The organism is Segatella sinensis (genome assembly GCF_040095255.1).
GTDB classification, from domain to species: domain Bacteria; phylum Bacteroidota; class Bacteroidia; order Bacteroidales; family Bacteroidaceae; genus Prevotella; species Prevotella sinensis.
The window spans coordinates 15,717-27,089 of sequence record NZ_JBBNGE010000046.1 but is presented as its reverse complement, the minus strand read 5'-3'; the positions used below and the strand labels follow the sequence as shown (position 1 = coordinate 27,089).

8 protein-coding genes are annotated in these 11,373 nt (G+C 45.4%); 4 read left to right on the top strand and 4 right to left on the bottom strand.

Annotation, left to right across the window (positions count from 1 at the left end):
• Nucleotides 1-142 precede the first annotated feature (142 nt).
• Together AAAT87_RS11770 and AAAT87_RS11765 are read left to right on the top strand one after the other, a co-directional pair.
• The gene (locus AAAT87_RS11770; RefSeq protein ID WP_349226525.1) at nt 143-646 is read left to right on the top strand and encodes a hypothetical protein; all 504 of its coding nucleotides are present in this window, start codon (nt 143-145) and stop codon (nt 644-646) included.
• A gap of 16 nt (nt 647-662) precedes the next feature.
• Nucleotides 663-1,067 carry an N-acetylmuramoyl-L-alanine amidase gene (locus AAAT87_RS11765; RefSeq protein WP_349226524.1) on the top strand — a complete coding sequence of 135 codons (405 nt, stop codon included), beginning with the start codon at nt 663-665 and terminating at the stop codon, nt 1,065-1,067.
• A 117-nt stretch (nt 1,068-1,184) separates the two neighbouring features.
• Here the strand turns inward: AAAT87_RS11765 and nifJ are convergent, their stop codons facing one another.
• Together nifJ and AAAT87_RS11755 are read right to left on the bottom strand one after the other, a co-directional pair.
• Nucleotides 1,185-4,763 (bottom strand): pyruvate:ferredoxin (flavodoxin) oxidoreductase, encoded by a 3,579-nt coding sequence (gene nifJ / locus AAAT87_RS11760; protein ID WP_298531683.1) that lies wholly within the window; start codon nt 4,761-4,763, stop codon nt 1,185-1,187.
• Between the two features lie 59 nt (nt 4,764-4,822).
• On the bottom strand, nt 4,823-6,013 hold the full coding sequence (locus AAAT87_RS11755; protein ID WP_089542613.1) for an ATP-binding protein: 1,191 nt from the start codon (nt 6,011-6,013) through the stop codon (nt 4,823-4,825).
• A gap of 171 nt (nt 6,014-6,184) precedes the next feature.
• Here AAAT87_RS11755 and AAAT87_RS11750 point away from each other — a divergent pair, with 171 nt between their 5' ends.
• Together AAAT87_RS11750 and AAAT87_RS11745 are read left to right on the top strand one after the other, a co-directional pair.
• On the top strand, nt 6,185-7,252 hold the full coding sequence (locus AAAT87_RS11750; RefSeq protein ID WP_295024312.1) for a hypothetical protein: 1,068 nt from the start codon (nt 6,185-6,187) through the stop codon (nt 7,250-7,252).
• A 74-nt stretch (nt 7,253-7,326) separates the two neighbouring features.
• The gene (locus tag AAAT87_RS11745) at nt 7,327-8,616 is read left to right on the top strand and encodes a serpin family protein (protein WP_295024310.1); all 1,290 of its coding nucleotides are present in this window, start codon (nt 7,327-7,329) and stop codon (nt 8,614-8,616) included.
• Nucleotides 8,617-8,673: 57 nt separating this feature from the next.
• Here the strand turns inward: AAAT87_RS11745 and ligA are convergent, their stop codons facing one another.
• Both ligA and AAAT87_RS11735 read right to left on the bottom strand, forming a co-directional pair.
• Entirely contained in the window at nt 8,674-10,641 is a 1,968-nt protein-coding gene (ligA, locus tag AAAT87_RS11740) for an NAD-dependent DNA ligase LigA (RefSeq protein WP_349226523.1), read from the bottom strand.
• Between the two features lie 15 nt (nt 10,642-10,656).
• Nucleotides 10,657-11,181, bottom strand: coding sequence for a GNAT family N-acetyltransferase (locus tag AAAT87_RS11735; protein ID WP_089542609.1), 525 nt, complete (start codon nt 11,179-11,181; stop codon nt 10,657-10,659).
• Nucleotides 11,182-11,373 lie beyond the last annotated feature (192 nt).

Here is an 11,373-nt window from a genome sequence, read left to right as displayed (position 1 = left end):
GGTGTAGCATTTTGGGGATTTTCCCGAACATTCGCCGCAAATTAGGATTCTTTATGCAAAATCAGCTAGGTAATTGGCTGAAAACTGCCAAAATCTAGGATTTCGTTAGGAATCTTTAAGTTTTTCATCAAAGACAGCTGCAATGTGGGCTAAGATATTCCTGTGTGCAGGTCGTTATAAAATTGCACCTGTACCTATCAGGTTTCAGAAGAAAATTGAGGTAGAGTTCAAGGAGATTGAAGAGGAGAAAGAGAAGAATAAGAAAAATGGTGAGAAGGAGGAGAAGAAGTTCAAGATTGAGATTGTAGAGGAGGTTAGAACCATGCCTGCGATTATGGAGGAGAAGGCTCGTGTTCCTAAGAAGCCGGTGCTTCGCAAGCCCTATATCACGCCGGGCTTTGGTCCGCTTGCATTGAAGTACGGAAGCATCGTGATGGGCAAGTCGTTGAAGACGGGACTTGTGGCTTACAACGAGGAGAAGTTCCAGGAGTTTTGCGACATGGTCAGCGATGCTTTGCCGAAAAAGGAGAAAGTTACGCTGGTTATCAAAGACTGGGGAAAAGATGATATTCCTAAAGAGTATATGGTTGTTCTTCCAACTAATATTCCTGCGAAATATACTCTTGTAAATCACAATCTCAAATAAAATACATTATTCTATTATGCGCAAGATCAAGGAAATCATCATTCATTGTAGTGCGACCCGAGAAGGTCGTGACTACACCGTAGCCGACATCGACCGTTGGCATCGTGAGCGTGGCTTTTTCTGCATCGGTTATCATTTCGTGATTTACCGTGACGGAAGCATCCACGTGGGCAGATCAGTAGAAGAGGTGGGCGCCCACTGCAAGGGTCACAACAGCGTGAGTATCGGAGTTTGCTACATCGGCGGCCTATCCCAGGATGGCAAGCCGAAGGACACCCGAACCCCAGAGCAGAAGGCAGCGCTGAAAGCGCTCATTGAGCAGCTGAAGGAGGAATATCCCGAGGCGACGGTTCATGGGCACAATGAGTTCGCCAGCAAGGATTGTCCTTGCTTCGATGTGAAGGAGGAGTGGGGTGAGTAAATTCAGTTACCCTATGCGAGGGAAATCATGAAAGATACGAAAAGGGAAACAAAAAAGCCTTGGTTGCCAAAATAACAACCAAGGCTCATTATGTTAGAATCTAAATTTTATTTGAGATTAGATCTGCTCGCTCCAGTCCTCCTGGCTCTTACGAACGTAAGTCTGGTAACGGAGCTTAGCCATCTTCTCTGCCTGAGAGAAGAGCTCATCAGCCTCCTTAGGGAATGCCTTCTGTACAGAGAGGTAACGAACCTCACCGAGCAGGAAGTCGCGGAAGTTCTCCCAGTTAGGAGCCTTAGAGTCGAGTGTGAATGGGTTCTTACCCTCTTCAGCCAACAGTGGGTTGTAACGCCACAAGTGCCAGTAACCGCACTCAACAGCCAACTCTTCCTCGTGCTGTGAACGACCCATGCCGCCCTTACGCTTCAAACCGTGGTTGATACATGGTGCGTAAGCGATGATGAGTGATGGACCTGGATAAGCCTCAGCCTCGCGGATAGCCTTCAATGTCTGGGCATTGTCAGCACCCATAGCTACCTGAGCTACGTAGATGTAACCGTATGTAGTCTGCATCAAACCGAGATCCTTCTTACGGATACGCTTACCCTGAGCTGCGAACTGTGCGATAGCACCGAGTGGAGTAGACTTAGAAGACTGACCACCAGTGTTAGAGTAAACCTCAGTATCGAGTACCAGGATGTTAACATCCTCACCAGAAGCCAATACGTGGTCGAGACCACCGTAACCGATATCATAAGAAGCACCGTCACCACCGATGATCCACTGTGAACGCTTAACGAGGTAGTGATCCAAAGTCTTGAGCTCCTTGCAGATAGGGCAACCCTTCTCAGCGCCGGCAGCGATAAGAGGCTTCAACTCTGCAGCAGCCTCCTTAGAACCCTCAGAATCGTTCATGTTAGCCATCCACTTGTCAGCAGCAGCTACGAACTCAGCAGGAACATGCTCCTGAGCCTTAGCCTCCTCGAGCAAGTGAGCGATGCGCTCCTTCATTTTCTTGTTACCCATTACCATACCGAGACCGAACTCGCAGAAGTCCTCGAACAATGAGTTGTCGAATGCAGGACCCTGACCCTTAGCGTTCTTTGTATATGGAGTAGATGGGATAGAAGCTGAGTAGATTGAAGAACAACCAGTAGCGTTAGCAATCATCTGACGGTCACCGAAGAGCTGAGAAATCAACTTAACGTATGGAGTCTCACCACAACCAGAGCAAGCACCAGAGAACTCGAACAATGGCTGAGCGAACTGAGAGTTCTTAGGGCTCTGCTTGATGTCTACGAGATCCTGCTTAGAAGCTACCTTGTGTACGAGGTACTCCCAGTTAGCTGCTTCCTTGACCATATCCTCTGCGTCTACGTTGAATGGAACCATTGTCAACGCCTTCTCACCCTTCTTACCTGGGCAGACGTCAGCACAGTTACCACAACCAAGACAGTCGAGTACTGAAATCTCGATGCGGAAGTGCATTCCAGCCAAAGCCTTAGGTGCCTTAACATCCTGAGTCTTGAGACCCTCGATGCCTGCGAGCTCCTCGTCGGTCAATACGAATGGACGGATAGCTGCGTGAGGACAAACGAATGAACACTTGTTACACTGGATACAGTTCTCTACGTTCCATACTGGTACGAATGCCTCAACACCACGCTTTTCGAATGCTGCAGTACCGTTCTGCCATGTACCGTCAACTGTGTTGTGCTTAACGAAGTCAGAAACCTTCAAGAGGTCACCTGCCTGGCCGTTGATAGGACGAACGAGCTCCTTAACGAATGCTGGAGCGTTATCCTCCTTAGCCTCATCGTCAGCGAGGTTAGCCCAAGCTGGATCTACTGTCAACTGCTTGTACTCACCACCACGGTCAACAGCGCCGAAGTTCTTGTCAACAACGTCCTGACCCTTCTTAGAGTAAGACTTAACGATGAATGCCTTCATCTGCTCTACAGCGAGATCCAAAGGAATAACCTCTGTGATACGGAAGAATGCAGACTGGAGGATGGTGTTGGTACGGTTACCGAGACCAATCTCCTGAGCAATCTTAGTTGCGTTGATATAGTAAACAGTGATGTTGTTCTGAGCGAAGTAACGCTTTACCTTGTTAGGGATGAAGTTAACCAACTCCTCACCATCGAAGATAGTGTTCAACAGGAAGAAACCGTTCTTACGCAAACCACGTGTTACATCGTACATGTGGAGGTAAGCCTGTACGTGGCAAGCTACGAAGTTAGGAGTATTTACCTGATAAGCACTGTGGATAGGGCTGTCGCCGAAACGCAAGTGAGAGCAGGTGAAACCACCAGACTTCTTAGAGTCGTAAGAGAAGTATGCCTGGCAATACTTGTTAGTATTGTTACCGATAATCTGAACTGAGTTCTTGTTAGCACCAACAGTACCGTCAGCACCCAAACCGTAGAACTTAGCCTCGAACAAGTCGTCGCCACCCATTGGGATTTCCTCCTCTTCTGGGAGAGAAGTGAATGTAACGTCATCAACGATACCTACAGTGAAGTGGTTCTTTGGCTGTGGCAACTCAAGGTTCTTGAATACAGCAACGATCTTAGCTGGAGTTGTATCAGAAGAACCGAGACCGTAGCGACCGCCAACGATCAATGGCTTGCGCTCGTCATCGTAGAGAGCTGACTTAACGTCGAGGTACAATGGCTCACCCTCTGCACCTGGCTCCTTAGTACGGTCGAGAACAGCGATACGCTTAACGGTAGCTGGGATAGTCTTCTTCAAGAAGTCAACAGAGAATGGACGGAAGAGGTGAACTGCAACCATACCAACCTTCTTGCCCTGCTTGTTCAAGTAGTCGATAGCCTCGCGAGCTGGCTCTGTAGCAGAACCCATCAGGATGATGATGTTCTCTGCATCCTCAGCACCATAGTAGTTGAAGAGGTGATACTCACGGCCAGTAATCTTAGTCATCTCCTGGCAGTACTTCTCTACAACCTCAGGGATTGCATCGTAGTAAGGGTTGCAAGCCTCACGGTGAGTGAAGAATGTCTCTGGGTTCTCAGCGGTACCGCGAGTAACAGGACGCTCAGGAGTCAAAGCACGGTTACGGAAGTCCTCGATGAACTCTTCCTTAACCAATGGACGGATGTCTTCCATATCCATCTCCTCGATCTTGTGGTACTCGTGAGAAGTACGGAAACCGTCGAAGAAGTTAACGAAAGGAACCTTTGTCTCCAATGTAGCCAAGTGAGGAACTGCAGAGAGGTCCATCACCTCCTGAACAGAACCAGAGCAGAACATAGCGAAGCCAGTCTGGCGGCAAGCCATTACGTCCTGGTGGTCACCGAAGATACAAAGTGAGTGAGAAGCCAATGTACGAGCTGATACGTTGAACACGCAAGGGAGCAACTCACCAGCAATCTTGTACATGTTAGGAATCATCAGCAACAAACCCTGAGAAGCAGTGTAAGTTGAAGTCAAGGCACCAGCCTGGAGAGAACCGTGAACTGCACCGGCAGCACCAGCCTCTGATTCCATTTCCTGGATAGAAACTCGCTGACCGAAAAGGTTCTTACGACCTTTGGCAGCCCATTCATCTACATGCTCCGCCATTGGTGATGATGGAGTAATAGGGTAGATAGCAGCAACCTCAGTAAACATGTAGCTTACATGTGCGGCAGCTGTGTTACCATCACAAGTGATAAATTTTTTCTCTTTAGCCATTTTACTTTTAGATAAAATATTAAAAATGTTTTGTATTTAATTCTTCTTTCGAAATTTCGTTAATACAGGAATCCCAAGAGCCATAACGGAATCTTGTTGTCCTTGCCCACCTCAGTATTGTAACGGGCATAGATGGTATCTGGATTACTACGCATCTTGTTGGGTGTTTGTGCATCACAGATTCTGAATTTCCTGTTGCCATCCACTGTATAATAGTGGTCTTTACCGCCCTGGTGAACTTTGTGGTCTTTCCAAAGTGAATTGACGAAGAATGTTTCCATCACTTCCTGCTTGTCAATCTGTATAGGATAGATAGCGTACATCAAGTTAGTATTATGCATCATCACCTTAGATGGTTTCTTTGGAAAATCCTGCCCCTCTGGATAGATCATATTGATGAGTCTGGAATCCGCCAGATACTTAATGTAGTTCATCACGGTTGCCCTACTTGTATTGATGCTTTCGGCCAGCTGGCTCACGTTGGGAGCCTTGGCGCCTTCGACAGCCAACTCGTAGAACAGGCGTTTTATTTTTGGCAGATACTTCAGTTCTATCTGCTTGATGAGGAGGATGTCAACCTCGGTCATCATGTTCATTGTCTTTAGTAGATTCTCTGTGAAGTTACGCTGTTCCAAGAAGAATGGGTAGAAGCCATGATGCAGATAATCATTGAAGTATTTCATTGGACTCACCTTGGGGAGGATCTGCTTGATGATGTGCTCATGATTGCGGAGAATATCTTCGAGCTCGTATGGCTGGAAATCGTTGCCCGTCTTCAGATTGATATATTCTCTGAATGAGAAGCCACGGAGATTGTAACTCTTCACGATGCCATTGAGTTCTGGATTCTCTTCCTTCAAGCGCATTACGCTGGAACCTGTAAACACAATCTTCAATTCAGGATACAAATCGTAGCATTTGCGGAGTTCCTTGCTCCAGTCCTGCTGTTTGAACACCTGGTCTATCAGGAGTGTTCGTCCACCTTGATTCACGAAGTCGCCTGCAAAATCGGCAATACCTCTGCTCTGGAAATAGAAGTTGTTCATGTTCACATACAAGCACTTGCGATCGTATGGTCCAAAGTGTTCCTTGGCATACTGGAGGAGAAAGGTAGATTTACCTACGCCTCGAGTGCCTTTGATGCCAATCATACGATCGTTCCAGTCAATCTCATCCATCAAGGTTCGTCTGACTGGAGCATCTATATGCTCAACTAGATATGTATGTGTTCTGAAGAATGCTTCTTCCATGCGTTTAATATTGATTCATATTTGTTTTTTACGATGCAAAGGTAATAATATATTTTAAATTTGCAAACTCTAGATAGCAAAATCTAACATTTTTTTCATTATTTAGCACTTTTCTAAGTAAAACTTACCTTCTTTTGCCGTTTTTATCTCAATAATTTGTATCTTTGCAGTATGAAACTACATATCTTCAATCCAGAACACGATTTGGCATTGGCCGCTCATTTGCGACAGTTTACAGCTCCTCATGCAGGAAGACAGTTGCGAAGCGACCTTGCATTCATACCTGCCTTGTGGGCAGATCAGGGTGACTTGGTGCTTGTTGACGACATCGACAATGCACGCGACAAGGTGCGCCATTTGGGTGAGCACCTTGTGGAAAAAGTTGAGTTTATAACCAAACTGCAGCTTGAGCATCTGCTTAAGACGGAGTTTATAGACTGCGTGCATCCTTGGGGATGGGACTTGAGTCTGAAAGGCGAGCTGGAACGTATCGGTTTGCCGGAAATCATGCTGCCTACTGATGAGGTATTAGATAAGGTACGCGCGATAAGCAGCCGCCAATGGGCCGCTGAACATCTGCAGCAGGATGTAGTATTAGCAGATAACTTTGCTCTGGTTAAGGAATGCGTAATGAAGTGGGGCAAGGCTGTAGTCAAGGCTCCTTGGAGTAGTAGTGGAAGAGGCGTGAAATATGTTTCTGCCGATGAGTTCCGGACAAATGGTGAATATCCGGCTTTCCAACGCTGGGTAAGCAACATCATCTTCAGGCAGGGTGGTGTTACCGTAGAGCCATATTATAATAAGGTGAAAGATTTCGGTATGGAATTTGAGATGCTTGACGGCAAGGTACACTATCTGGGACTCTCGCTCTTCGACACCGTCAAAAATGCTTATACCGGCAACTTGCTCTGCTCTGAAGAAGAAAAGGTTGAAATAATGAAGAAATACATTAGTGAAGTTGCACTTCTCTCTGCAAGACAGAAAATTATAGATATAGTTGAACCCGCATTAAAGGAAAACTATAACGGACCATTTGGAGTAGATATGATGATTGCTGCAAAGGATGGCCAGTTAGAGCTTGTATCTTGTGTAGAATTGAATCTTCGCAGAACGATGGGGCATGTGGCTCTTGAGTTAGCCAAGATAACCAAACCTCAGAGTCTGATGCGTGTTGACTTTGATGGTAACAGATATCATTTGCGTGTGTTGCCAGGTAAGGAGGCAGTTAACGAGTCTTAAATTTTAGCCTTCTGATGCAAGGAATCGCAGCAACTTGCATTTCATAGACAGATTATCAACAAAATTAAAAGATTATGAAAAAGAGAAATGAAAGTAAGTTAACTGTGGCAGCCCTGATGATGATGGCTGCAATGGCTATGACTTCTTGTGCCAGCAGCAAGAAGATAAACGGCAATTCTAATGTAGGCAAGAACAGCGAAATGGGTAAGAATGAAGAGGATTTAGATAATAGCTATCTTGTTCTTTCTGACGCCCAGCAGGATATAGTGAAGAAGAACAATGCATTTGCGCTTCGCCTCTTCAATAAGGTTACAGATATGGGGTCTAAGGTGATTTCACCTATGAGCGTATCTTATCTGATGGGAATGCTGGCAAATGGTGCGGATGGAATCACTCAGCAGGAGATCTTGAAAGCTATCGGTTGCGAAGGAGTTTCTGTCAACGATCTGAATGAGCTTTATAAGGCTATGCTTCTTAATGCCAATCATCAAGACAAGCAGACAACTGTTAATATTGCCAATTATATCGCAGTAAACAAGAACTTCAAGCTGAACAAGAATTTCTCCCAGCAGGTAAGTGATGGCTATCAGGCAGGTATTGAAAGTCTGGATTTCACCTCTCCCAAGTCAACTGACCGCATCAATGGCTGGTGTAAGGAAAAGACCAACGGCATGATTCCACGTATTATTGATCAGGTTTCAGCCGATGCAGTATCGTATTTGATGAATGCCATCTATTTCAAGGGAACATGGCAGAACAAGTTCAATGCCAAGGACACCAAGCTGGAGAACTTCCGTGGCTATACACGTGATATCCAGAAAGTGGAAATGATGCATCAGGTAAAGAAGCTCTTCTATACTGAGAACAAGGATTTCAAGGCTGTAGATCTTCCTTATGGTAATGGCAGCTATCGCATGCTGGTACTTCTGCCAAATGAGGGCAAGAATATCCAGGAAATGATGAAAGGTTTGGATGAAGAGAAGCTGAATCAGATTTCGCAGAATATGGAAAACTGTATGGTGAATCTCAAGTTGCCTAAATTTACTATCGAGCAGGAACTGCCTCTGAATGCAATCATCAGTGATTTGGGTGCTCCTTCTATGTTTGTGGCAGGCAAAGCGAACTTCAGTCATTTTGCTGACGGCAATTTCTTTGTAAGCAAGATGCTTCAGAAGGCAAAGATAGAGGTGAATGAGCAGGGAACAAAGGCTGCTGCTGTAACTGCTGCCGTGATGCTGACAGCCATGGCACCTGAGGAGACAAGAAATGTGGAGTTCATCGCTGACCGTCCATTTGTGTATATGATTCAGGACAGTCAGAGTGGCGGTATCCTTTTTATGGGACAATATTGCGGAACGCACTAATTCAAGAATAACCAAATAAAAATCCCTTAGGCTTGTTGAAGTCTAAGGGATTTTTATTTATCCGAATTTCTCAACGAACTCATCTTCCGTGATGATAGGGATGTTGAGTTCGTGTGCCTTCTTGTTCTTTGAACTCTGCGAGGCAGCATCGTTATTAATCAGATAGTTGGTACTCTTGCTAACGCTTCCCGTCACCTTGCCACCTTGGCTTTCGATGTAAGCCTTCAGCTCGGTGCGGTTTTTATAATGATGAACATCACCCGTTACAACGAAGGTTAGTCCATCACACAGCGTGCCTTTCTCTACAGTTGCCTGTTCTGTAATGGTCAGCTCCTTCATCAGATGCTCTACATGAGCGAAGTTGTTGTCATCTTTGAACCAGGCGATGAATTTGGCACTTTTTTCAGGACCAATGCCGTCTATGCTGGCAAACTCATCATCAAACATACAGAGCCGTGCGGTTTCTATCAGTTTCCTGACTGGATAGCGTTCAATCAGCTTTTTGGCGACATCACCTCCACACAGCGGGATGTTCAGTGCATAGAGCAGATGACGACCATCTGTATTTCGGCTTTTGCGTATGCTTTCCAGCATATTGCCTACACTCTTCTTTCCGAATCCTTCCCAGGAAGAGATGACATAGGCATGATCAGAAAGATGATAAAAGTCTGCATACTCACTGATCAAACCTTCGTTTACCAGCTTCCAGATGGTCTGTTCTGAAATACCTTCTATGTTCAAACCTTCCTTGCTTACGAATCTCGTGAACTTCTTCAACTGCTTCGCTGCACATTGCGGGTTGGTACAATGCAGTGTTTTCGTACCGCTTTCGCTTTCTCTAACGATAGCTTCAGCATGGCAGACAGGACACTCTTCAGGAATTTCAAAAACACCCAGTGATTCTGTCACATTGATCACCTTTGGGATAATCTTGTTGGCCTTGATTACCTGCAATCGGGTTCCCTTGCCTCCGATACCCAAACGCTCGCATTCACTTACATTGCAGAGAGATGCTCGCTGAACAGTTGTGCCTTCCAGTTCTACAGGCTTGAAGACAGCCACAGGAGTGATGGTATTGGCTGCACACGACCATTCGATGTGGTCGAGTTCGGTATCGGCGTGCTCATCTTGCCATTTGAAGGCGTAACCGGCTCTTGTTGCATGATGACCTGTTACGGAACCTGTAGCAGCATAGGAGGTATCATCGTAGCAGATGACGAGACCATCTACAGGGAAAGGATTCTTTTTATTGGTCACCTTAGCTGTAAAAGCATCAATTTCCTTTTGGATGTTATCAGAAGTTGGCTGCTCTATGTTCTGGCGTTCTACCGGATGAAAACCCTGTTCTTTCAACCACTGCATTCTTTTGCCCCATGATGTGATTTCCTGTTCGCAATAAACCAGGGTGAAAGGAATCCATTGGATATGGCGCTGCTTTACTTCTTCTACATCTTTCAAAGAAAGAGATCCGGATGCAAGATTGCGGGGATTGGCGTAATCACCTTCGCTTTCGATGATAAACTGCTCGAAGTCGGCATAGGAGATGACAGCCTCGCCACGAATCACGAGATGTCCCTTTTCGCTGATAGACAGCGGAATACCACTGATAGCTGGTGCCAGATGCGTAATGTTGGTGCCAATATGGCCATTACCGCGAGTCACTACCTTGGTTAGTTTGCCATTGTCGTATGTCACAACCAAGGTGAGACCATCCAGCTTCCAGGAAATCCAGATAGGGCGGTCTTCTGCCCACTTGACGAGGTCGCTGACCTTCTTGGTCTTTGCCAGAGAGAGAGCTGCGAACTCGTGTTCTTCCTTCTGACCGACGATAGTATCTTCAGAAACTTTGTTGGTAGGGGAATCGGGGAGAATTTCGCCGGTTTCCTCTTCCAGCTTCTTGAGTTGGTCAAACAGGGCATCCCATTCGTAATCGGTAAGGATTTCACCTTTGCCGTTATAATAAACATCAGAAGCTTGGTTCAGTTGATTGACCAAGCTTCTCATTCTATTTAATTTATCCTCCATAATGTCTGTAAATCGTTATTGTATTTGTGGCTGTATCGTTTGCTTTTCGAAAGCAAAGCGCATACCTCTGTTCCCATAGTTGATTCTTCCGCAGATGCAGAAGCCCATGGAAGAGAGCAAGTTAATCATCGGAAGATTATCGAAATTGGTATCTACCTTGATGCTAGGAACCTTTTCTACCTCGCAGAGACTATTCACCTTATTAATAAATATACGTGCGAAACCCTCACGCTGATATTTAGGCAACGTCGCAAAGCGGTGTATTACATAATAATCGCCTGTGGTAAGCCAGTCGCCATCGATAAAATCGTACTGTGGTTCACCATTGAGTGCTACTGCACCATAGACAGCCACCTCGCCATCTACGGTAAGTACGTATGCGTTACCATTGTTGATGTCGTCTTTTATATCGTGCTCGGCAGGATAGTCATTAGTCCACTGATGACGTCCTGATGCAATCATAGAGCGACGAGCCTGATCAATGATGTTCCAACACGCCTCAAAGTCCTTAATATATGCAGGTCGAAAATCGGTCTTCATTTCTTTGTATATTCACTTAATTATTTATTAATCGGGTGCAAATTTAACAAAAAAAAACGAATTAAAAGTACAAACGAAGAAAAAACTGCATTTTTACCCGCATTTTTCCTTTAATTTCTGGTTTTTTCATCTTTTCGGTAGTTAAAATGCGCTATTATCTCTTAAGTTTTACAAGTAAAATATAACGCCCTG